Origin of the sequence: Streptomyces sp. NPDC017676, from assembly GCF_044329325.1 — a bacterium.
In the GTDB taxonomy this organism is placed as follows: domain Bacteria; phylum Actinomycetota; class Actinomycetes; order Streptomycetales; family Streptomycetaceae; genus Streptomyces.
Window position 1 is genome coordinate 722606 of sequence record NZ_JBIRJA010000001.1, and the last position, 22005, is coordinate 744610.

Below are 22005 nucleotides of genomic sequence, written 5' to 3' on the forward strand. Positions count from 1 at the left end.
GTGCGCGGGGGCGCCTCGCCTGCACGCCGGGAGGGTTCGGCGGCTTGCGGTGAGTGGGCGGGGGCGGGGTGGCTCCTGGCCTGGTGTCCCCTCTGCCCCACCAGCCCCCCTAGTCACACCGGTTCGGTGATTGGCGGATTTGGGCCACCCCCACCGACCGCCCATCCCCCTGACCTGCCCCTTCACCTCGACCCCTTGGCACAAATCTGCCAATCACGGTGTGAAGGGCCCGCCACCCCGGGGAGCCGGCCCTCCCGCCACCCACCGCTCGCCGCCGAACCGGCCCGGCGTGCAGGCGAGACGCGACCGCGTACCCCTCCCGACGGCGCGCACCCAGCCGACGCCACCGCTGTTTCGGGCCGCTCGCTCGCTTCTTCCCCGGGCTGGAGCGAGGTGTGTCAAGGGTGGCCCGGAGGGCCATCGCCGAAGGCGACGCGCAGCGCCCTTGACTCACCTCGCGGAAGCCCGACACTGACCGGGAAGCGAGCGGACCGACAGTCACTTCCCGGCGAGGGTGGCGCGCCGCCGACCTCCCCCGCCCCGGCGGAGTAGCCCGCAGGTCACGTACTGAGCGCGGGAATCAGGGAGGGGTGGGCACCGAGGTCCCTGACCCCCTCGCGGACCGCATCCGTGAACCGCGTCAGCTCAGCCAGCAGTACCTCCCAGGGGACCGGCGCCGTCCAGTCGTCCGGTTCGAAGACCGAGCCGACCCGCCAGCCGTCGCCGGTCTCCTCGATCCGTACCGTGCCAAGCTCCTCGAAGGACATCGACTCAAAACGGAACCCCTCCCGCTCCTGCCGTTCCCGGTTCCGCTCCAGCCAGGTGATCAGAGCGCGTGCCAGTTCGGCGACCGGGAAGCCCTCCACCGCGCACACCGTCCGCTCGCCGTCCCGGACGACGAGTTCCGCTTCGAGGTCCACCAGCAGGACGTGCACGGGTGCCGTCGCGGGCTCCATGCCCCGCCTGGGCAGGTCGGAGGTGTTCAGGTTCTCGTATGCGACAGTCACCGGCATCGGGCGAACCTATCAAGCGCCCGGAGCGGTGTCAGACGGCCGCTTGGCCCGCCCCCGCCGCGTTCGGCCAGCTCTGTGCGTTGGGCCAGCCCGTCGCGGGCGCCGGGGTCAGGCCGGCGGCGGGCGCGGGGGCCGTCATCCCGCGGACCTGGGCTGCGGTGAGCCCGCCCCGGGCCGGAACGCCGGGCGGGGTGGGGGCGACGGCCGCGGCGGGCGCGAGAGGCACGGGCGCGGGGGCCGGTACGGGTGCAGGGCCCACCGGTGCCGGTACGGGCGCGGGCGCCACCGGCGCCGGTACGGGAGCCGGCACCGGGGTGGGAGTCGGCGGTACGGGAGCCTGTACCGGGTTGGGAGCCGCCGGTACAGGCGCCGGTGCGGGCATCACGGCCGCCGCCGGAGCCACCGCCGGAGCCGCCACCGATGCGGGCACCGGGGCCGCCGGAGCCCCCACCGGAGCCGCTGATGCTGCCGCCGGCATCGGCATCCCGCCGCCGGCCGGTGCCACGGCGGCGGGGAGCGGCATGCCGGTGCCGGCGGCCGGTGCGGGGCCGGACGCGGTGAGCCGCATCCCGGCCCCGTTGGTCTCGCTGACCAGCCGGTCGACCGCCGCCGTACCCGAGCTGTAGCTGGTCCCGGTGCCCAGCTCGGGTACGGCGGCTCCCCTCCTGGACCCGTAGAGCACCTGCTCCAGGCCGGACACCAGGCGACGCACGTCGACCTGGGGGCGCACCACGAGCCGCAGGAAGCGGCTGGAGGATCCGATCTTGTTGCCGCACTCGCGGACCAGGATCCGGTGCTCGGTGAGCATCCGGTCCCGTACCACCGTGCCCTCGGCGCCGACGGGCAGCCGTACGAAGAGGAAGTTGCCCTGGGAGGGGTAGACGGTGAGGCCGGGGAGCGCGGAGAGGTGGCTGGCCATCTCCAGGCGGTCGCGGCGGACCTGCTGGAGGCTCTGCGCGTACTCGGCGCCGTGCTCCTTCAGCATGAACACCACGTGCTCGGCGAAGGAGTTGAGGTTCCACTTCGGCAGCATGGAGCGGACCTTGCCCGCGAGCGCCGGGTTGGCGACGAGGTAGCCGAAGCGGATGCCGTGCAGGCCGAAGTTCTTGCCGAGGCTGCGCAGGACGATCACGTTGGGGCGGAGCATGGCCTCCTGGACGACGCTCGGCTCGGCCTCCGCGTCGGCGAACTCCAGGAAGGACTCGTCCACGATCACCAGATCGAGGTCCGCCATGGCGTCCATGAACTGCACGATCTGCCGGCGGCGCAGATAGCCGCCGTCGGGGTTGTTGGGGTTGCAGATCACGGCCACCCGGGTGCCGCGGGCACGGATGAACTCGGCGTACTGGCCGAGGTCCAGGGCGAAGTCGTTCGCCTCCTGGAGCGGGAACATGTCGACCCGCTTGCCGGTCTCCATCGGCTGGTCGGTCCAGCGGCCGAAGGTGGGGACCGGTATCGCGAGGGACTCGCGGACCAGCAGGTGGTCGATCCAGGTGATCAGCTCGGTCGAGCCGTTGCCCATCGCCACGCACTGCGGCGGGAGCTGGAGCAGGTCGCACAGCTCCGCCGTGATGGTGTCGGCGCTGCTGGGGTAGTACGTGACGATCTCGCGCAGCCGGCCCGCCATCTCCTCGAACATGGCGGGCGTCGGGAAGTACGGATTGCACGGAATGCAGAAGTCCACCGGGCCGGTCCCGTCGCCGCCCTCCCGCGTCAGCGCCGCCATGGAGGGGCTGTGCGCGGCGGTGCCGCGGAACAACGAGGTGACGTTGCCGGCCAAGGGAACCTCCGTCGAAGGGTGGCCCGTGCGGGGGAGCACGGGCCACCCTCCGATACGGAGGAGACGGCAGTGGCGTTCAACTCACCGGCGGTGTGAGCCGGTTCACGCCCCGAAGGTGTGGAGGGTCGACGTCCGGTACGTCTGCCCCGGTCGCAGCACCGTCGACGGGAAGTTCGCGTGGTTCGGCGAGTCCGGGAAGTGCTGCGTCTCCAGGCACAGGGCGTCGCCCTGCCGGTAGGTGCGGCCGCCGGTGCCGGTGAGCGTCCCGTCGAGGAAGTTGCCGGAGTAGAACTGCAGCCCCGGCTGGTCGGTGGCGATCTTCAGGGTGCGGCCGGAGCGCGGGTCGCGCAGGGTGGCGACGTGCTCCGGCTTCGCCGTGATCCCCTTGTCCAGCACCCAGTTGTGGTCGTACCCCTTGGCCTGCACCTGCTGCTCGTGGCCCGCCCGGACGTCCCGGCCGATGGGCTTGGCGTGCCGGAAGTCGAACGGGGTGCCCGCGACCTTGGCCAGCTCGCCGGTGGGGATCAGGCCGGAGTCGGTCGGGGTGTACCGGGAGGCGGCGATCGTGAGTTCGTGGTCCTCGATCGTGCCGCTGCCCTCGCCGGCCAGGTTCCAGTAGACGTGGCTGGTGAGGTTGACGACGGTGGCCTTGTCGGTGGTGGCCGCGTAGTCGATGCGCCAGTCACCGTGCCGGGTGAGGGTGTACGTCACCGTCGTCCGCAGCGTGCCCGGATAGCCCATCTCGCCGTCGACGCTCGTGTAGTGCAGGAGCAGTCCGACGTCGGAGCCCTTGGTGAACGGCTCGACGTGCCACACGTGCTTGTCGAAGCCCTTGGCCCCGCCGTGCAGGCTGTTGACGCCGTCGTTCACGGAGAGCTGGTACGCCGTGCCGTCCAGCGTGAACTGCCCCTTGCCGATGCGGTTGCCGTACCGGCCGATCAGGGCGCCGAAGTACGGGCTCTTCGCCACGTAGTCGGCGATGTCGTCGAAGCCGGCCACGACGTTGGCGTACCGGCCGTGCCGGTCGGGCAGCTCCAGGGTCTGGACGATGCCGCCGTAGGACAGCACCTTCATCCGGGTGCCGCCGTTCTCCAGCGACCAGCGGTACACCTTCGTGCCGTCGGCGAGCGTGCCGAAGAGTTCCTTCACCGGCTTCCGGCCTCCTGAACCGGTGGTGGCCTGGGCGCTGCCCGTGCCGAGGGTGGTGGCGGCGAGACCCGCCGCGGCTGCTCCCGCGATGACCGTGCGTCTGTTCAGTTCCATAGGTGCGGCTCCGTTTTCTGGGCGCTTACGAACCGGACTTGCGCTTGTTCCACACGTCGAACCCGACCGCCACCAGCAGGGCGAGGCCCTTGATGACCTGCTGCCAGTCGGTGCCGACGCTGAGGAGGTTCATGCCGTTGTTCAGCACGCCGAGGACGAGACCGCCGATGATGGCGCCGAGGACGGTGCCGACACCGCCGCTCATGGACGCGCCACCGATGAACGAGGAGGCGATGGCCTCCAGTTCGAAGTTGACGCCCGCCTTCGGCGAGGCCGCGTTCAGCCGGGCGGCGACCACCAGACCCGCCAGGGCCGCGAGCACGCCCATGTTCAGGAAGACGTAGAAGGTGACCTTCTTGTCCTTCACGCCGGACAGCTTGGCCGCCGGCAGGTTGCCGCCGATCGCGTAGATGTGCCGGCCGAAGACCGCGTTGCGCATGACGTAGCCGTAGCCGACGACCAGCGCGCCGAGGATGATCAGCACGATCGGGGCGCCCTTGTAGCTGGCGAGCAGCAGGGTGACGACGAGGATCGCGGCGACCAGGGCGGTCAGTTTGAGCAGGAACAGCCGGGTCGGCAGCACGTCCAGGGAGAACTCCTGCTGGCGGCGGCGGTCCCGGAACTCCTGCCACACCACGGCCGCGATCAGGACGATCCCGAGCAGCAGCGTGAGGTTGTGGTAGTTGGTGTTCGGGCCGACCTCGGGCAGGAAGCCGTTGCCGAGCTTCTGCAGACCGTCCGGGAAGGGGCCGAGGGTCTGGCCCTTGAGCAGGATCTCGGTGAGGCCGCGGAAGAGGAGCATCCCGGCGAGGGTGACGATGAAGGACGGTATGCCGAGATAGGCGATCAGATAGCCCTGGACCGAGCCGGCGACCGCGCCGACCACCAGGCACAGCACCAGCGCGATGGGCCAGGAGACCCCGTGCTGCACGGTCAGTACGGCCGCGAAGGCGCCGACGAACGCGGTGAGCGAGCCGACCGACAGGTCGATGTGCCCGGCGATGATCACCAGCATCATGCCGATCGCGAGGATCAGGATGTAGCTGTTCTGCAGCACCAGGTTGGAGACGTTGCGCGGCAGCAGCAGGTCCCCGTCGGTCCAGATCGCGAAGAGGACCACGATCAGGCCGAGCGCGATCAGCATGCCGTACTGGCGCATGTTGCGGCGCAGACCGGCCAGCACCAGGCCGAGCAGTCCCCCGTCGGCAGCCGGTCCGCTCCTGCCCGGCGGCGCGGGGGCCGGGCTCTTGGCGGTCACATCCGTGCTCATCGCGTTACCTCTTTGTCCTTCGTCATATGGCGCATCAGCACTTCCTGCGTGGCCTCGGCCCGCGGCACCTCACCGGTCAGCCGCCCGGCGGCCATCGTGTAGATGCGGTCGCACATGCCGAGCAGCTCGGGCAGCTCGGAGGAGATGAAGACGACCGCCTTGCCCTGGGCGGCGAGCTGGTCGATGACCGTGTAGATCTCGTACTTGGCGCCCACGTCGATGCCGCGGGTCGGTTCGTCGAGGATCAGCACGTCGGGACCCGCGAAGATCCACTTGCTGAGGACGACCTTCTGCTGGTTGCCGCCGGAGAGCTTGCCCACCGGCTCGAAGACCGTGGGCGCCTTGATGTTCATGGACTTCCGGAAGCCCTCGGCGACCTGCCGTTCCTCGTGCTCGTCCACCACGCCCCGCTTGGCGACCTTGTCCAGCGCGGTCAGCGAGATGTTCCGGTTGATGGTGTCGATGAGGTTCAGGCCGTAGTGCTTGCGGTCCTCGGTGACGTACGCGATGCCGTGCCCGATCGCCTCCGCCACGGTCTTCGTACGGATCTCCGTGCCGTCCTTCAGGACCGTGCCGGCCGCGTACCGGCCGTAGGTCCGCCCGAAGACGCTCATCGCGAGTTCGGTGCGGCCCGCGCCCATCAGGCCCGCGATGCCGACGATCTCGCCGCGGCGCACGCTCAGGGACACGTCGTCCACGACCTTGCGCTGCTGGTCGATCGGGTGGAACACGGTCCAGCCGCGGATCTCCAGCGCCGGCGCCGCGCCCTCCTCCGGCTGGTGCGGGGTGCGTTCGGGGAAGCGGTGGTCGAGGTCGCGGCCGACCATGCCGGCGATGATCCGCTCCTCGGTCGTCTCCGGTGCCTTCACATCGAGGGTCTCGATGGACCGCCCGTCCCGGATGATCGTCACCGAGTCGGCGACCTTGCGGATCTCGTTGAGCTTGTGGGAGATGATGATTGAGGTGATGCCCTGGTTCTTCAGCTCCAGGATCAGATCGAGGAGCTTGTCGCTGTCCTCGTCGTTCAGGGCCGCCGTCGGCTCGTCCAGGATCAGCAGCTTCACCTGCTTGGACAGCGCCTTGGCGATCTCCACCAGCTGCTGCTTGCCCACGCCGATGTCGGCGACCCGGGTCTCCGGGTGCTCGTCCAGGCCGACCCGGCGCAGCAGCGCGGTGGCGTGGCGCAGCGTCTCGCGCCAGTTGATGAGCCCGCGCGTGGCGTGCTCGTTGCCGAGGAAGAGGTTCTCCGCGATGGTCAGGTGCGGCACCAGCGCCAGTTCCTGGTGGATGATGACGATGCCGTGCTGCTCGCTCGCCCGGATGTCCTTGAACTGGCAGGTCTCCGACTCGAAGAGGATGTCCCCCTCGTAACTGCCGTACGGATGTACACCGGAGAGCACCTTCATCAGGGTGGACTTGCCGGCGCCGTTCTCCCCGCAGATGGCGTGGACCTCGCCCTGCCGGACGGTCAGGCTGACGTCCGACAGCGCTTTGACACCGGGAAAGGTCTTGACGATCGAGCGCATTTCCAGGACGGGTCCCGCCATGGTCGTGCCTTCCAATCCGTAGGAAATGGGCGGGTTACTTGAGGTCGGCCTCGGTGTAGTAACCGCCGTCGACCAGCACCTGCTTGTAGTTGCTCTTGTCGACGCTCACCGGCTGGAGCAGGTAGGCGGGCACGACCTTCGTCCCGTTGTCGTACGTCTTGGTGTCGTTGACCTCGGGCTTCTTGCCCTTCAGGGAGTCGTCCATCATCGTGGCGGCGACCTCGGCGAGCTTGCGGAGGTCCTTGTAGACGGTCTGCGTCTGCTGACCGGCGATGATCGACTTCACCGAGGCCAGCTCGGCGTCCTGGCCGGTGATGACCGGCAGCGGCTTGCTGCCCGAGCCGTAGCCGTCCGACTTGAGCGCGGACAGGATGCCGATGGAGATGCCGTCGTAGGGCGAGAGGACCGCGTCGACCCGGCCGCTCTTGTAAGCCGAGGTGAGGACGTCCTCCATGCGCTTCTGCGCGGTGGTGCCGTCCCAGCGCAGGGTGACGACCTGGTTCAGCTTCGTCTGCCCGGACTTGACCACGAGCTGCTTCTTGTCGATGTACGGCTGGAGGACGCTCATGGCGCCGCCGAAGAAGTACTTGGTGTTGTTGTCGTCGTTGGAGCCCGCGAACAGCTCGATGTTGAACGGGCCCTTCTTGCCCTTGGTCAGCCCGAGCTTGTCGACGATGTACTGGCCCTGGAGCTTGCCGACCTTCTCGTTGTCGAACGAGGCGTAGTAGTCGACGTTCTTGGTGCCGAGGATCAGCCGGTCGTAGGAGACGACCGGGATGTGCGCGTCCGCGGCCTCCTGGAGGACGTGGTCCAGGGACTTGTTGTCGATCGCCGCGATGATCAGACCCTTGACGCCCTGCGTGATCAGGTTCTCGATCTGCGAGACCTGGGTCTCCGGGTCGTCCTCGCCGTAGACCAGCTTGGTCTTGTAGCCCTTGGCCTGGAGGTCCTTGACGACGTTCTTGCCGTCGGAGATCCAGCGCTCGGAGGACTTGGTCGGCATGGCGATGCCGATGGTGGCGCCCTTGACGTCGCCCGACTTCTCCTTGCTGCCGCCCTCGCCGCTCTGACCGCAGGCGGTGAGGGTGAGGGCGAGCGAGGCGGCTCCGGCTATCGCGGCGAGTGCGGCTCTGCGGTTGCGCATGGGGATCAGTCCTTGTTCTTCTCGTCGTTGAGAGGGGTCACGCGGTGGTCGGGAAGCGGTGGAGCGTCCCCGGCAGACGCGAGCCGAGCGGCGCCATGTCGCCGTCCGCGCCGTGCCGGGCGAGCAGGTCCAGGGCGAGCCGGCCGCGCCGCACCCGCTCCCGGGCGGTGTCCAGGGTCACGTCCCGCAGATGGGTGCCCCACGGGTAGATGCCGGGGGCCTTGGACAGACCGAACTTCAGGTAGAGCGGTGCGCCGCGCCGGATCAGCTCGGCGACCTCGTACATCCGGACGTAGCCGCCGAGGTCGTCGGGGGCCTCGATGTACATGTCCATGGGGGCGGCGGAGACCCGGCGGATCTCGGTGAGGTGGTCCAGCGTCAGATCGCTGGGCACGTTGACGGAGTCGGCGCCGAGCCGCTCGTAGACGGCGTACGAGGCCGGGTTGACCGGGCCGATGAGCGCCGAGACCTTCAGCGTGGTGTCGGCCGGGATGATCCCGGCCTGGCGGGCCCTGTGCAGGGTCCACAGCACGCCCTCGTCGGCGACCAGCAGACACTTGACGCCCAGTTCGGTGGCCCGGACGGCGTCCTCGACGCAGCCGGCGACGGCGTCGTGGCCCCGGGCGCGCAGTCCGGCCCCCCGCGAGTCGGACCGCACCGAGCCGCCGATGTCCCAGGTGCCGCGCGGGCCGGTGAACAGGCAGAGCTCGATGTCGCGCTCGTCGGTGGCGTCGACCATCTCGGTGATCTCGGCGTCGGAGAGCATCCACACGCCGCTGCCCTGGCTGATCCGGTGGATCGGCACATCGAGGCGCGAGGCCTCCTTCAGGACGACCGCCAGCGCTTCGGGACCCTCGCACGAGGGGATCTCGGTGCGCCAGCGACCGCCGCCCGGGAAGGTGTGGGTGGAGGCGTCGGCGGGGTCGAGGGCGGGCGCGCCGAGGCCGAGTGCGGCGAGCACCTGCTCGCCGGGCCTGCGGGCTGCCGGGGCGGAAGCGTCGGTCACAAGCTGTCCTTAGGGTGCTGAGTGTTCGGTATGTCGGACAAGGTTCGCGGCTCTGGGCGTGAGGAAGCGCTGGGTGTACGCCGGTCAGGGCGCCGTCAGGTCACGCCGTGACCGGCGTACGGTCAGGGGCGGAGCAGCACCTTGCCCACCTTGGGATCGCCGGCCCCCACGAGCTCGATGGCCTGCGGGAACTCGGTCAGCGGCAACTCGTGGGTGACCAGCGGCAGCGGGTCCAGCAGCCCGGCCCCGAAGACCCGCACGGTGTGCGACCAGGCCTCCGGCGGCGCCCCGAAGACGGTGTGCACCTCCAGCTGCCGTACGACGAGGTCGGTCGGGTCGAGCCCGTCCGCGCCCGGCGCCGGGATCCCGGTGAGGACCAGCCGCCCGCCGCGCCGCAGCAGCGCGGCGGCGGTGCGCGCGGCGGACGCCGACCCGGCGGTCTCGATCACCACGTCGAAGTCGTCGGGCAGTTCCTGGTCCTTCAGCCGGAAGTCGCTCGCCCCGAACCGCCGGGACAGCGCCTTCCGGTCGTTCCGCGTGCCCACGACGAGCAGTTCCGCCGGCGAGACCGCCTTCAGGAACTGCACGGCGAACATGCCCAGCGTGCCCGTGCCGACCACCGCGACCCGCTCGCCCGGCTGGGCGTTCGCCTTCAGCGCGGCGGCCGCGATGCAGGCGGCCGGCTCCAGCAGGGCGGCGGCGGTGAGGTCGGTGTCGTCCGGGAGGACGTGCAGCAGCCGCGCCGGCAGGGTCAGCGTGCCGGCCATGGCACCCGGCTGGGTGAAGCCGGTCTCCTCGTACCCGGCCGAGCACAGCGTGGTCTCGCCCGCGTGACAGCGCTCGCACACCTGGCAGTTGCGGAAGCCCTCGCCGACGACCTTGCGGCCGACGAGCGAGCCGGGTACCCCGGCACCCACCGCCGTGACCGTCCCCGACCACTCGTGTCCGGGCGTGAGCGGATACCGCACGTACCCTTCCGGCCGGTTGCCCTGGTACACCTCGCGGTCGCTGCCGCAGATGCCGGCCGCGTGCACCGCGACCAGCGCCTCGCCGGGACCGGGCTGCCGGGGCGTGTGGGCCTCGACCCGGTGCACCCCCGGCGCCTCGATCAGGACCTGGGAGCTCACTTCGTGCCCTTCGGCTTGCGCTGCTCCCAGCCCTCGGCCCACAGGTCGAACCGCGCCTGCTGCTGCGGGAACTCGGCCGCCGCGTCGACGTCCAGCTCGACACCGAGACCGGGTGCGTCGGAGAGGTGGAAGCAGCCGTCCTCCGGGTTCACCTGCGGCGCGCCCTTGACCACCTTCTTGATCTCCGCGTCCGCGAAGTCGTTGAAGTGCTCAAGGATCTTGAAGTTCGGGGAGGTGAAGCCGACCTGGAGGGAGGCGGCGGTGAGCACCGAACCGCCCACGTTGTGCGGGGCGACCAGCATGTAGTGCGTCTCGGCGGTGGCGGCCAGCTTCCGGGTCTCCCAGATGCCGCCGATGTGGCCGACGTCGGGCTGGATGATGTCCACCGCCTGGCTGTCGAACAGCTCGCGGAACTCGATCCGGTCGTGGATGCGCTCACCGGTGGCGACCGGCATGTCCACCTTGGCCGCGACCTTCTCCAGCGCCTTCAGGTTCTCCGGCGGCACCGGCTCCTCCAGCCAGGCCGGCTTGAAGGGCGCCATCTCCTTGGCCAGCCGGACGGCGGTGGCGGGGGAGAAGCGGCCGTGCATCTCCAGCATCAGCTCCGCCTCCGGGCCGATCGCGTCCCGCACGGCCTCGATGAGCGAGACCGCGTACAGGGTCTCCTGGTGGTCCAGCTCGAAGTGCCCGGTGCCGAAGGGGTCGATCTTGAGCGCCTTGTAGCCGCGCTCCATGACCCCCTGCGCCGCCTTGTGGTACGCCTCCGGGGTCCGCTCGGTCGTGTACCAGCCGTTGGCGTACGCCTTGACCTTGTCAGTCACCTTCCCGCCGAGCAGCTGCCACACCGGCACGCCCAGTGCCTTGCCCTTGATGTCCCAGCAGGCCATCTCGACCACCGCGATGCCGGACATGACGATCTCACCGGCCCGGCCGTAGTCGCCGTACTTCATCCGGCGCACGAGGTCCTCGACAGCGAACGGGTCCGATCCGAGAATGTGGTTGGCCTCGGCCTCCCGCAGATAGCCGATCAGCGCGTCGGTGTGCCCGAGCATCCGGGTCTCGCCGACTCCCGTGATGCCCTCGTCGGTGTGCACCTGGACGTAGGTCAGGTTGCGCCACGGCGTGCCGACCACGTGCGTGCTGATTCCGGTGATGCGCACGGCAGTTGCCCCTCAGCTGTTCGAGATTTCGTCACACGTTCGAAATGTTGGCGTGACAGTAAGGACGGTCCGGCAGGGGTGTCAATGGGTCGAACAGGTAACGGTTTCGGCAAGGCTTTCGAGGACTCTTTCGACTCGCACCAAACCTTTACAACGACGCCTGGAACCGGAACCGCGCGGACTTCTAGTCTTCCCGCGTCATGAACTACTGCATCCCGTGCCGACGGCACCTCAACGGCGCCCTGGCCTGCCCGGGGTGCGGAACGCCCGCCGACCGGCTCCAGGCCCCCACGGCCGCGCCGGCGACGCACGCGCGCGGGCACGAGCACGGGTACGGGCACACCCCCACGACGTACGAGCAGCCGTACGAGCCGTGGTCCGGGGAGCCGTACGAGCAGCCGCACGAAGAGGCGCACGACGGTCCGGACGCCCCCGGGGAGCCGGAGCGGACGGAAGAACCGGAACCGGCGCGGGCGGAGGCCGGCGAAGCGGGCGGGGCGGAGGCCGGCGACGCCGACGACGGGCTCGCCCCGGCCGGACGGCGGGCCGGGGACGGGGCCGAGGGTAGCCGCCGCGACCGCAAGGCCGCCGCGCACCGCCGCAGACGCCGCCGTACCGTGCTGGTCGCCGCCGGGTTCGTCCTCGCTGCGGGCGGGCTCAGTCTCGCGGAACTGGGCACGGACGCGCCCTTCTCGCCCTTCTCCAGCGACGCCCCGGCCCCGGCCGGGGACACCTCGGCGGACGGCGGCGCGGCCACCGTCGCACCGGACCGCACCGCCGACCCGATAGGCGCCACGTCCGGTGCCACCCCGCGCGCGGGCGAGTCCGCCTCCCCCGGCGCCTCCTCCTCCGCCTCCGCTTCCGCGTCGGAGTCCCCGAAGGACAAGGATTCCGCTTCCCCCTCCGCCACGGACACCGGCACGGCGCAACAGTCGGCCTCGACGGGCTCCGCTGCGACCTCGACGACCCCGGCCGCCCCGCCACCCAGCCAGTCCGCCACCCCGACCGCCGCCCCGACGACCTCCGCGCCCACACCCGAGCCGTCGCCCACCAAGACCTGCGACCGCTTCCTGTGGTGGTGCACCTGAGGGCGCCCGCCCGCGTCCGGCTCCATCCGTGTGCACGTGAAGCACACACCGGCGCACCCCCGCCACCCCGCGCCATCGGCCATCCGGGCTATCCGTGACACCCCCCGGCCCTCACGGGGGTTGAGTCGAACAGGCACGTCTCGCCGTACCGGTCTTCGGAACGCCCGATGTCAGGGAAGGGCGTTGTGCCGAGGGGGAGCAGCGAGCAGCGTTCGGTCGAGGAGAGCGGATGACGCAGGAGATCACCGTCCAGGGCACGGTCGCCGAGGGCTTCGAGCCGGTGCGCGAGGAGTTCGCCGCCCTCGTCGCCGGGGAACGGGAGGACTACGAGGGCCAGTTGTGCGCATACGTCCACGGACGGCGGGTCGTGGACCTGTGGGCCGGTGCGGGAGTGACGGGTGACTCGCTGTACGCCGTCCACTCGGCCACGAAGGGCGCGGCCCATCTGGTGGCGGCGCTGCTCGTGCAGGACGGCACGCTGGAGCTGGACCGCAAAGTCACCTACTACTGGCCGGAGTTCGCCGCCGAGGGCAAGGGCGCGCTGACGCTGCGGGACCTGCTGGCGCACCGCGCGGGGCTGGTCGGCACCGACACCGGCTTCAGCCCCGCCGAGCTGGCCGACGACCGGATGATCGCCGAACGCCTCGCGGACCAGCGGCCGTTCTGGCGGCCGGGCACGGCGTTCGGCTACCACGCGCTGGTCATCGGCGCGCTGACCGGCGAGGTCGTCCGCCGGGCGACGGGACGTACGCTCCAGGAGGTGTACGAGGAGCGGGTCCGCGCTCCCCATGGCCTGGACCTCCACCTGGGTCTGCCCGAGGCGCACGAGCCGCGCTTCCGCACGGTCCTGCCGATGCTGCCGACGCCCGCTCAGCGGGCGCAGCTCGACGCCGTGCCGACCGGCCCGCACACCCTCGCGTCGATCGCGTTCAACCGGCACGGCGCGGAGCCCACCGACCTGGAGGGCCTGCCGAACGAGCGGCTGATCCGCGCCCAGGGGCCCGCCTCGGTGGGCGGGACCGGCTCGGCACGTGGTCTCGCGGGCATGTACGCGGCGATGATCAGCGAGGTGGACGGCAGGACCCCGCTGCTGAAGGGGGACACACTGGCGGAGTTCGCCCAGATCCACTCCACGGGGTACGACCTGGTGACCCGCGCCCACGAGTCCTTCGGCCTCGGCTTCCAGGCGACCGCCGACACCTGGCACCCGTTCCTGGGCGCGGGCACGCTCGGCCACAGCGGCGCAGGCGGCGTCCAGGCCTTCGCGGACCCGCACGCGGGCATCGCCTACGGCTACACCAGGCGCAGGTTCGCGTTCCCGGGCGGCGCGGCCCCGGAGAACGACAGACTGGCGGCGGCGGTGCACAGGGCAGCACTGGCCGGCTGAGGAGTACAGCACCCGGCAGGCGCCCCCGCCATCACAGCAGCCGCACCCCACGTCCAAGGATGCGGCTGCCGATGTATGGAACGACGGAGGTCAGACCAGCGTCACGCTGATGTTCCCGCGAGTCGCCTTCGAGTAGGGGCACACCTGGTGGGCCTTCTCCAGCAGCTCCCGCGCGGTGGCCGCGTCGACGTTCGGGATGCTCGCCGAGATCTCCACGATGATCCCGAACCCCTCGTCGTTCCTGCCGATGCCGACCCTGGCCGTGACGGTGGACCCGGACACGTCGGCGCCCTCCTGGCGGGCGACGACCCCCAGCGCCCCCTGGAAGCACGCGCTGTAACCGGCGGCGAACAGCTGCTCCGGGTTGGTCCCGGACCCGCTGCCGCCCATCTCCTTCGGCGGGTTGACGACGACGTCGAGTCGGCCGTCGTCCGTGGCGACCCGCCCGTCGCGGCCGTTCTCGGCGGTGGCGACGGCGGTGTACAGGACGTCGGACTGCGTGATGGGCATGCGGTTTCTTCCTCCTCGGTCCGCCGCGACTCGCGCCCACGATCGCGACGGATTTCGGAAAGAAGCTACCGCATGCCGGAAATCCGGGGAAGGCTGGGGCGAAACCCCGGGAAGGCCGGAGCGAGACCGCGGGAAGGTCAGAGCTTGACGACCATCTTGCCGATGTTGTCGCCGCGCAGGACCCCGAGGAACGCCTCCAGGTTGTTCTCGATGCCCTCGACCACGGTCTCCCGGTACTTCAGCGCGCCCGAGGCGACCCACGGGCCGACCTCCTGGACGAACTGCGGCTGGAGGTCGTAGTGGTCGCCGACCAGGAAGCCCTCGATCCGGCCGCGGGTCTGGATCAGGCGGGCCAGGTTCTTCGGGCCGGGTGCGGGCTCGGTGTTGTTGTAGACCGAGATCATGCCGCAGACGGCGATCCGGCCGCCCTGGTTGAGGGAGCCGATCGCGGCCTCCAGGTGGTCCCCGCCGACGTTGTCGAAGTAGACGTCGATGCCGTCGGGCGCCGCCTCGCGCAGCTGCTCGGCGACCGGGCCGTTCTTGTAGTTGAACGCGGCGTCGAAGCCGTACTCGTCCACGAGCAGCTTGACCTTCTCGTCGGACCCGGCCGACCCGATGACCCGCGAGGCGCCCTTGAGCTTGGCGATCTGGCCCACCTGGCTGCCCACGGCCCCCGCGGCGCCCGACACGAACACGCTGTCGCCCTCCTTGAAGGAGGCGGTGCGCAGCAGGCCGGCGTACGCGGTCAGACCGGTCATGCCGAGGACGCCCAGGTACGTCGACAGGGGCGCGGCCTCCGGGTCGACCTTCACGGCGTTCTTCGCGTCCACGGCCGCGTACTCGCGCCAGCCGAAGAAGTGCAGAACGTGGTCGCCGGCGGAGATGCCCTCGGCGCGGGACTCGATCACCTCGCCGACCGCGCCGCCCTGCATGACCTTGCCCAGCTCGAAGGGGGCGACGTAGGACTTGGCGGCGCTCATCCTGCCGCGCATGTACGGGTCGACGGAGAGGTACTTGTTCCGCACCAGCACCTGACCCTCGCCCGGGGTCGGGACCGGCGCCTCGACGAGGGCGAAGTCCTCGGGCTTCGGCCAGCCGACGGGTCGGCTGAGCAGGTGCCACTCGCGGTTGATCATGACGGAGCCTTTCGTGTCACGGCATTTACTTCAGTACCTGAAACAACCATGCCCCTGAATATTTCATGATGTCAAGTAACCGGGTATCCTGGCGGGTATGCCCACACCGTCGAAGACCCACCGCCCCGACCCCCTCACCATGGAAGTGGTCGAGCTGATAGGTGACGTCGTGGCCCGCTTCTACGCGGACTACGAGGAGGCGGCGGGCGAGCACACGCTGACCGGCCCGCAGGCCAGGCTGCTCAGCCTGCTCTCGCTGGAACCGCTGCCCATGCGCAAGCTGGCCCAGAAGCTCAAGTGCGAGCCGTCGAACGTCACCGGGATCGTGGACCGGCTGGAGTCCCGCGGCCTGGTGGAGCGCCGCCCCGACCCGGCCGACCGCCGGGTCAAGGTCGCCGCCGCCACCGAGGAGGGCCGCAGGGTGGCCCGGGACCTGCGCGAGGGCCTGCACTTCGCCCGTGAGCCGCTCGCCGCGCTCACCGACGACCAGCGCCGCTCCCTGCGCGACCTGCTCCGGCGCATGCTGGACGCCTGATACCCCGGCCGGCCCGGCTGTCACCGGCCGCCCACGCCGTCACACCGAGCCAGTAGAGTCCTCGCCATGCGCGATCTTGGGGTGGGCTTCGGGTATCTGCTGAAGGGCCAGCGCTGGGTGGCCCGGCACGGGCGGAGCTACGGCTTCGGGCTGCTGCCCGGACTGATCACGCTGGTGCTGTACGCCGCCGCGCTGGTCGCGCTGGCCATATGGGGCGCGGACGCGGTCACCTGGGCGACCCCGTTCGCGGACGACTGGTCCAGCCCCTGGCAGGGCCTGTTCCGCGGTTTCCTCACGGCCGTCCTCTTCGCCCTCGGCCTGCTGCTGGCCGTGCTGACGTTCACCGCCGTCACCCTGCTGGTCGGCCAGCCCTTCTACGAGAACCTGTCGGAGAAGGTCGACGCCGACGTCTCGCCCGACGGCACCGCCCCGCGGTCGGACCTGCCGCTCTGGCGCGAGCTGTGGATCTCCGCCCGGGACAGCCTGCGCGTCCTTGTGCGGGCCGGTCTGTGGGGCGTCCTGCTCTTCGCCCTCGGTTTCCTGCCGTTCGTCGGGCAGACCGTCGTCCCCGTGATCGGCTTCTTCGTCACCGGCTTCTTCCTCACCGAGGAACTGGCCGCCGTGGCGATGCAGCGCCGGGGTGTCGACCTGCGCGCCCGGCTCACCCTGTTCCGCTCCCGCAAGAGCCTGGTCTGGGGCTTCGGCACACCCCTGGGCCTGGCCTTCCTGGTCCCGTTCGTCGCGGTGTTCCTGATGCCGGGCGCCGTCGCGGGCGCCACGCTCCTCGCCCGCGACCTGCTGGGCGAGGAGACCCGCGAGGACGGCGCCGGCCGGCCCGAAGCGGAGGACGTCCCCCTGTGACCGAGATTCTCGCCGTAGCCGTCATCACCGTTCTGGCCGTCATCGCCCCCGGCGCCGACTTCGCGATGATCGTCCGCAACAGCTATCTGTACGGCCGCCGCACCGGACTGCTCGCCGCCACCGGGGTCGCCGCGGGGGTGCTGGTCCACGTCACCTACACCATGCTCGGCGTGGGCCTGCTGATCGCCTCCTCCACCTTCCTGTTCACGGTCATCAAGCTGATCGGCGCCGCCTACCTCGTCCTCGTCGGCGTCCGCACCTTCCGCGCGCGCGGCGAGGTGACGGTGGATCTGGAGCACAAGGCGGAGCTGACCCCGCTCGCCGCGCTGCGCACCGGCTTCCTCACCAACGTCCTCAACCCCAAGACGACCCTGTTCGTCGTCTCCACGTTCGCCCAGGTCGTCAGTCCCGGTACACCGGTCTACCGGCAGGTGGGCTACGGCCTGTTCATGTCGCTGGCCCACCTGCTGTGGTTCGGCGTGGTCGCGCTGTTCTTCTCGCAGGAGCGGATGCGCACGCTGATGCTCCGGGCCCAGAAGGTCCTCAACAAGGTCATCGGGTCCGTCCTGGCCGGTCTCGGCGTCAGCCTGGCCTTCGCTCCGTCGCACTGACGGACACGGCGACGATCGACCGGACCTGCGCGATGATGTCCAGCCGGTTGCGCACGAACTCCGGGTCGGTCACCTCGGTGGTGTTCCCGGCCCCGAACTGCAGCACGGGGGTGTGCACATGCCCGCCCGGCAGCGTGTCGTGCAGCCCGAGCCGGTCGCGCAGCAGGGTGGCCCGGTAGGCGATCTCGTTGGAGAGGTAGTCACCGCCGGCCCCGGCACGGGCGGTGGAGCCGGGGGTCGGCCCGTCCGGCCGTACGACGGGCGTGGTGCCGCCGGCCGGGATCTCGGTCACCTCCGTGTGGTCGTACACGGGGAAGCGGCCCGTCCGCGCGGCCACGACGGCGGTGTACGGCAGCGTGGTGCCCGTCCACTGCGGCTGCGACGCCGGGTCCGTGACCGGGATGGTTCCGGTCCGGCCGACGTTGTCGTTGTCGGCGAAGCCGCCCCGCCAGGCGCCGTTGGTGCGCTCGACGTCGAACCGGCCGACCCGGCCCTGGCTCACGGTCGTGAACAGGTCCACCTTCGGCAGATACGGCCGCAGCGTCCGCTCCACCGTGCCCTCGGCGAAGTCCTGCCAGCGCACCGGGAACACGGCCGTCTCGACGCGCGCCGGTCCCTGCGCCGTCTCGACGACCGTGCCGTCCAGCGCGAGCGCCGTCGCCCCGGAGGGGTTGGAGGTGCGGATGTCCCGGTCGAGCGTGAAGGGGTCGAACCCGGTGAGCAGGACGCGCCGCAGGTGCCCCTTCCCCGGGTAGCGGATGTCGGTCTGCCCGCGCGAGGTCCGCTCCAGCTCGTCCAGGAGCGCGTCCCGTTGCCCGTCCGTGAGCCCGAACTCCGGATCCCATGTGCGCACGTCCCGGGTCATCCCCAGCCGGGCCCAGTACAGCGGCCGGTCGTCGTCCCGGCTCAGATCACCGCCGGCCGGCCCCCGCCCCTGCGCCCGCCGCACGGCCCGCCGCCACAGCGCGGACCCCTCGCGCACGACGATGCGGCGGGCCTGTGCGTAGGAGTGCGCCCGGTGCAGAGCGCGGCCGAACTCCGGTGCCGCGTCGGCGAATCCGGAGCGCCGGAGGATCTCCTGCGGCACGGCCCTGTCGAGCCGCTGTTCCTCGGCGGTGGGGGAGGGCGGGGTGGCGGCGGACGCCGTGGTCGCGGGCGCGGACAGGCCGGCCAGCAGGGCCAGCCCGAGGAGGCCGATACGTATACGGGTCAAGTGAGTTCGGGTCCTTCCGTCGCTGTGGGGCGCGTGGTGCGGTGGGACGGCCGCAGTATCGCGTGACGGAAGTGACCCGCGCCATGGTGCGTGCGATCCCGTCGGCGGTCTCCCGCGCCGCGCCCCCCAGGTCCGGGACGAGACCGCGCGGACGTCGGCAAGTGTGAAGGGTTCGTACGAGATCTCCGCCGGACGCTCGATCGAGGGCCGCCACGTCATCACGACGATTAACGTCTGATCCGGGACAAGTCCCCCGCCGGGGACGCGTCCCTCCCGCGCAGCCCCGGTCCGGGAACCTGACCCCTGGACCGGGGCTACACGGCACCCCGGCGAGGGGCTACCGGCCCCGGACGCCGAAGCCGTACACCGTCTCGGAACGGAAGACCTCGCCGGGCCGCAGCACCGTGCTCGGGAAGTCCGGCCGGTTGGGGGAGTCCGGGAAGTGCTGTGTCTCCAGGGCGATCCCGGCGCCGGGGCCGAGCGGCCCGGACAGATGGTCGGCGGTGTACAGCTGAAGGCCCGGCTCGGTCGTGGCCACCGTCAGGGTCCGCCCGGACGCCGGGTCGTGCAGCTCGGCCACCTCCTCCGCCGCCTCGGTCACACCCTTGTCCAGGACGAAGTTGTGGTCGTACCCGGAGCCGGTCCTGCGGGCCGTACGGAAGTCGAAACGGGAGCCGGTCACGTCCGCCGGCGCGCCGGCCGGGATCAGGTCCGCGTCCACCGGCGTGTACCGGGACGCGGCCAGCCGCAGCTCGTGCCCGCCCGCGTCACCGGAACCGCCCAGGTTCCAGTACGTGTGACTGGTCAGGTTGACCACCGTCGGCGCGTCCGTGACCGCCTCGTAGGCGATCCGCAGCGCGCCCGACGCGTCGAGCGTGTACGTCACCGCCACCTCCAGCCGCCCAGGGAAGCCCTCCTCGCCGTGCGGGCTGACCCGGCTGAGGCGGACGCCGTGCTCGACCGGCGCCACCTCCCACACGCGCTTGTCGAACCCGCGTTCACCGCCGTGCAGCGAGTTCGGGCCGTTGTTGCGGGCCAGCGCGTACGTCAGGCCGTCCAGCGGGAACCGGCCGCCCGCGATCCGGTTCGCGTACCGGCCGATCACGGCACCCAGATACGGCTCAGGATGCGCCAGATAGCCGTCGAGGTCGGGGAAGCCCAGCGCCACGTCCGCCGTCCGCCCGGCGCCGTCCGGGACCTCCACGGACTGCACGATCCCGCCGTACGACAGCACCCGCACCCGCACCCCGCCGCGCTCCAGCGTCCACCGGTGCACCGCCGTGCCGTCGGGGAGTGTGCCGAAAAGTTCGTTCATGTGGAAAACCCTAGTAGTGCCGCCGGAAGCCGGATCCGCCGCGGGTGACGGTCCACCGCGTGTGCCCCACCGGCACTTGACGGGCTGTCGTGTGTCTGGTGGTGTTTCCCTTCACCCCGCTCGCTGTCGGGGCGGACGAGGACTCATCACGCGCGGGGGACGCATGAGTGATCGCGAGCTGTGGGCGAGTACGGGCCTGCTGGCCACATTCCTGGGCTTCGTCGTGTCGGTCTTCGTCGGCCCTCCGGCCTGGTTCCTGGGCATCCTGTTCGCCGCACTGGCCGTGAGCGTACTGATCATCTGGACCGAGCAGAAGAAGCGCGGCCACCGCTGAAGCCGCACCGCCTGTTCGGCCCGCTCACCGAACGGGGCCGGTCACGGATTTCTCGCCGTGATCCTTCGGTAAGCGATCTCCGCGAGCCGCGCCTGACCGTCCTTGCTGGGGTGGAACCAGTCCCAGTGGCTGAGCTGGTCCGTGCCGAAGCGGTAGTCGTACACCGCGTCGTCGTCGAAGCGGCAGCGGCGGTCCTTGGCGCAGACCTCCTTCAGCACCTGGTTGTACTCCACCACCCGCTGCTGCACGGAGTCCCGGCGCAGCATCGCCGCGCTGGTCAGATCGTCCGCGTCGCCCAGCATCGACGGGCAGATGCCCAGCTTCCACACCTGCTTGCCCAGCGGGTTCGTCCGGCCCTCCGACCACAGCCGCTTCAGATTCGGCACGCTCGCCACGTACACCTGCGTCTTCGGCAGCGCCGAGCGCAGCGTGCGCAGCGCCTCCTCGAAGTCCGCGCGGAAGTCGGCCGGCGGGGTCATCGCCGACGCCGAGGCCCGGCAGGCGTCGTTCGCCCCCACCATCACCGTCACCAACTGCGGGCCGCGGGAGACCGCCTGCTCCATCTGCCCGGGCAGGTCCGCCATCCGGGCGCCCGTCACCGCGTAGTTCCAGCTGCGCTCCGCCGCCCCCGTCACGCCCAGCAGCCGCACCGCCAGGCTGTCCACCTTGGCGTCGCTGCCCGTCGCCCACGACACCTCCGGGCAGTCCGACAGCACTGTGCACGCGTCGAAGCCGCGCGTGATGGAGTCGCCCACCGCGGCGATCGAGTCCGGGCTGCGGTCCCACACCGGGGGCCGGACCGTGCGCGCCTTGGTGCCCGCCGGGGCCGGCGCGCTCCCCGGCCCGTCGTCACATCCGGCGGCGCCCAGCAGCACGGCCGCCACGACGGCGAGAACGGCCCGTACACGGTGGCTTCGCTTCCGCATCCCTGCTGTTCCCCTCGTTCGACGGTAGGCACTCCCTCCCCTGACAACGTGCGAGGGTTCCCGGCCCGGCGCCCCGGGAACGGCGCACCCCCGCACAAGCGTCCCCCCGGGTGAATGGCGGCGGTTTCCTGGCACCGGGACCGACCGTACGTCACACTCCTTGCCTCGCCGCAGGGTAGCCTCGCCATCAACGCGGCCGTCGCGCCACTGCCGCCCAGCCAGTCCGCAAGATGTCCCGCTCTGCCCGGAGGTTCCGGTGACGACACGTGGAGTTCTGTACGTGCACTCCGCGCCGCGCGCGCTGTGCCCGCACGTCGAGTGGGCCGTCGCCGGGGTGCTCGGCACGCGCGTCAACCTCGACTGGATCCGGCAGCCCGCGGCCCCCGGCACCTGGCGCTCGGAGTTCTCCTGGCAGGGCCAGGCCGGCACCGCCTCCAAACTCGCCTCGGCGCTGCGCGGCTGGCACCTGCTGCGCTTCGAGGTCACCGCCGAGCCCTGCGCGACCGCCGAGGGCGAGCGCTACAGCTGCACCCCCGACCTCGGCATCTTCCACGCCGTCACCGGCATCCACGGCGACATCCTGATCCCCGAGGACCGCCTGCGCGCCGCGCTGACGCGGTCCAGGCAGGGGGAGACCGACCTGGAGGCGGAGATCGCCAAGCTCCTGGGCAAGCCCTGGGACGACGAACTGGAGCCCTTCCGCTACGCCGGCGAGGGCGCCCCGGTCCGCTGGCTGCACCAAGTGGTGTGACGCGCGCACGGACCGGACATGACTGAAG

21 protein-coding genes are annotated in these 22005 nt (G+C 71.0%); 7 read left to right on the plus strand and 14 right to left on the minus strand.

Annotated elements, in window-relative coordinates:
* Positions 1-560: 560 nt before the first annotated feature.
* From ACH4LD_RS03185 to ACH4LD_RS03225, 9 genes are all read right to left on the minus strand, one after another.
* Positions 561-1013, minus strand: a complete 453-nt coding sequence (locus ACH4LD_RS03185; protein ID WP_398053426.1) for a hypothetical protein — start codon at positions 1011-1013, stop codon at positions 561-563.
* A gap of 31 nt (positions 1014-1044) precedes the next feature.
* Positions 1045-2793, minus strand: coding sequence for a pyridoxal phosphate-dependent aminotransferase (locus tag ACH4LD_RS03190; RefSeq protein WP_398053427.1), 1749 nt, complete (start codon positions 2791-2793; stop codon positions 1045-1047).
* A 102-nt stretch (positions 2794-2895) separates the two neighbouring features.
* Positions 2896-4056 (minus strand): aldose epimerase family protein, encoded by a 1161-nt coding sequence (locus tag ACH4LD_RS03195; RefSeq protein ID WP_398053428.1) that lies wholly within the window; start codon positions 4054-4056, stop codon positions 2896-2898.
* 25 nt (positions 4057-4081) lie between these two features.
* Positions 4082-5326, minus strand: coding sequence for a multiple monosaccharide ABC transporter permease (gene mmsB, locus ACH4LD_RS03200; RefSeq protein ID WP_132783638.1), 1245 nt, complete (start codon positions 5324-5326; stop codon positions 4082-4084).
* Positions 5323-6873 carry a multiple monosaccharide ABC transporter ATP-binding protein gene (gene mmsA / locus ACH4LD_RS03205; protein WP_398053429.1) on the minus strand — a complete coding sequence of 517 codons (1551 nt, stop codon included), beginning with the start codon at positions 6871-6873 and terminating at the stop codon, positions 5323-5325. The genes mmsB and mmsA overlap by 4 nt, the downstream gene beginning before the upstream one ends.
* A 34-nt stretch (positions 6874-6907) precedes the next feature.
* Positions 6908-8017, minus strand: coding sequence for a multiple monosaccharide ABC transporter substrate-binding protein (gene chvE / locus ACH4LD_RS03210; RefSeq protein ID WP_398053430.1), 1110 nt, complete (start codon positions 8015-8017; stop codon positions 6908-6910).
* 37 nt (positions 8018-8054) lie between these two features.
* The gene (locus ACH4LD_RS03215; protein ID WP_103810893.1) at positions 8055-9023 is read right to left on the minus strand and encodes a hypothetical protein; all 969 of its coding nucleotides are present in this window, start codon (positions 9021-9023) and stop codon (positions 8055-8057) included.
* Between the two features lie 122 nt (positions 9024-9145).
* Entirely contained in the window at positions 9146-10150 is a 1005-nt protein-coding gene (locus ACH4LD_RS03220) for a zinc-binding dehydrogenase (RefSeq protein ID WP_398053431.1), read from the minus strand.
* Positions 10147-11310, minus strand: coding sequence for a mandelate racemase/muconate lactonizing enzyme family protein (locus ACH4LD_RS03225; protein ID WP_103810895.1), 1164 nt, complete (start codon positions 11308-11310; stop codon positions 10147-10149). The genes ACH4LD_RS03220 and ACH4LD_RS03225 overlap by 4 nt, the downstream gene beginning before the upstream one ends.
* A gap of 200 nt (positions 11311-11510) precedes the next feature.
* Between ACH4LD_RS03225 and ACH4LD_RS03230 the strand changes: the two genes are divergently transcribed.
* Positions 11511-12398, plus strand: coding sequence for a hypothetical protein (locus ACH4LD_RS03230; protein WP_398053432.1), 888 nt, complete (start codon positions 11511-11513; stop codon positions 12396-12398).
* 229 nt (positions 12399-12627) lie between these two features.
* Positions 12628-13785 carry a serine hydrolase domain-containing protein gene (locus ACH4LD_RS03235; protein WP_398053433.1) on the plus strand — a complete coding sequence of 386 codons (1158 nt, stop codon included), beginning with the start codon at positions 12628-12630 and terminating at the stop codon, positions 13783-13785.
* A 90-nt stretch (positions 13786-13875) separates the two neighbouring features.
* Here ACH4LD_RS03235 and ACH4LD_RS03240 read toward each other — a convergent pair whose 3' ends face one another.
* The gene (locus ACH4LD_RS03240; protein WP_103810897.1) at positions 13876-14295 is read right to left on the minus strand and encodes an organic hydroperoxide resistance protein; all 420 of its coding nucleotides are present in this window, start codon (positions 14293-14295) and stop codon (positions 13876-13878) included.
* 137 nt (positions 14296-14432) lie between these two features.
* Positions 14433-15431, minus strand: coding sequence for an NADP-dependent oxidoreductase (locus ACH4LD_RS03245; RefSeq protein ID WP_103810898.1), 999 nt, complete (start codon positions 15429-15431; stop codon positions 14433-14435).
* 97 nt (positions 15432-15528) lie between these two features.
* Here ACH4LD_RS03245 and ACH4LD_RS03250 point away from each other — a divergent pair, with 97 nt between their 5' ends.
* From ACH4LD_RS03250 to ACH4LD_RS03260, 3 genes are all read left to right on the plus strand, one after another.
* Complete coding sequence (locus ACH4LD_RS03250) at positions 15529-15966, plus strand: MarR family transcriptional regulator (protein ID WP_132783646.1); 438 nt, start codon at positions 15529-15531, stop codon at positions 15964-15966.
* Positions 15967-16032: 66 nt separating this feature from the next.
* Complete coding sequence (locus tag ACH4LD_RS03255) at positions 16033-16827, plus strand: EI24 domain-containing protein (protein ID WP_398053434.1); 795 nt, start codon at positions 16033-16035, stop codon at positions 16825-16827.
* Entirely contained in the window at positions 16824-17438 is a 615-nt protein-coding gene (locus tag ACH4LD_RS03260) for a LysE family translocator (protein ID WP_398053435.1), read from the plus strand. Before ACH4LD_RS03255 ends, ACH4LD_RS03260 begins: the two co-directional genes overlap by 4 nt.
* Here the strand turns inward: ACH4LD_RS03260 and ACH4LD_RS03265 are convergent.
* Both ACH4LD_RS03265 and ACH4LD_RS03270 read right to left on the minus strand, forming a co-directional pair.
* Complete coding sequence (locus tag ACH4LD_RS03265) at positions 17410-18651, minus strand: pyroglutamyl peptidase (RefSeq protein WP_398053436.1); 1242 nt, start codon at positions 18649-18651, stop codon at positions 17410-17412. The two genes, ACH4LD_RS03260 and ACH4LD_RS03265, sit on opposite strands and share 29 nt — an antisense overlap.
* 337 nt (positions 18652-18988) lie before the next feature.
* Complete coding sequence (locus tag ACH4LD_RS03270) at positions 18989-19966, minus strand: aldose epimerase family protein (RefSeq protein ID WP_398053437.1); 978 nt, start codon at positions 19964-19966, stop codon at positions 18989-18991.
* Positions 19967-20129: 163 nt separating this feature from the next.
* On the opposite strand from ACH4LD_RS03270, the gene ACH4LD_RS03275 reads away from it, so the two are divergent.
* Positions 20130-20300 carry a hypothetical protein gene (locus tag ACH4LD_RS03275; RefSeq protein WP_398053438.1) on the plus strand — a complete coding sequence of 57 codons (171 nt, stop codon included), beginning with the start codon at positions 20130-20132 and terminating at the stop codon, positions 20298-20300.
* Positions 20301-20341: 41 nt separating this feature from the next.
* Here the strand turns inward: ACH4LD_RS03275 and ACH4LD_RS03280 are convergent, their stop codons facing one another.
* Positions 20342-21226 carry an SGNH/GDSL hydrolase family protein gene (locus ACH4LD_RS03280; protein ID WP_398053439.1) on the minus strand — a complete coding sequence of 295 codons (885 nt, stop codon included), beginning with the start codon at positions 21224-21226 and terminating at the stop codon, positions 20342-20344.
* Positions 21227-21482: 256 nt separating this feature from the next.
* Between ACH4LD_RS03280 and ACH4LD_RS03285 the strand changes: the two genes are divergently transcribed.
* On the plus strand, positions 21483-21977 hold the full coding sequence (locus tag ACH4LD_RS03285) for a DUF3145 domain-containing protein (protein ID WP_103810905.1): 495 nt from the start codon (positions 21483-21485) through the stop codon (positions 21975-21977).
* Positions 21978-22005 lie beyond the last annotated feature (28 nt).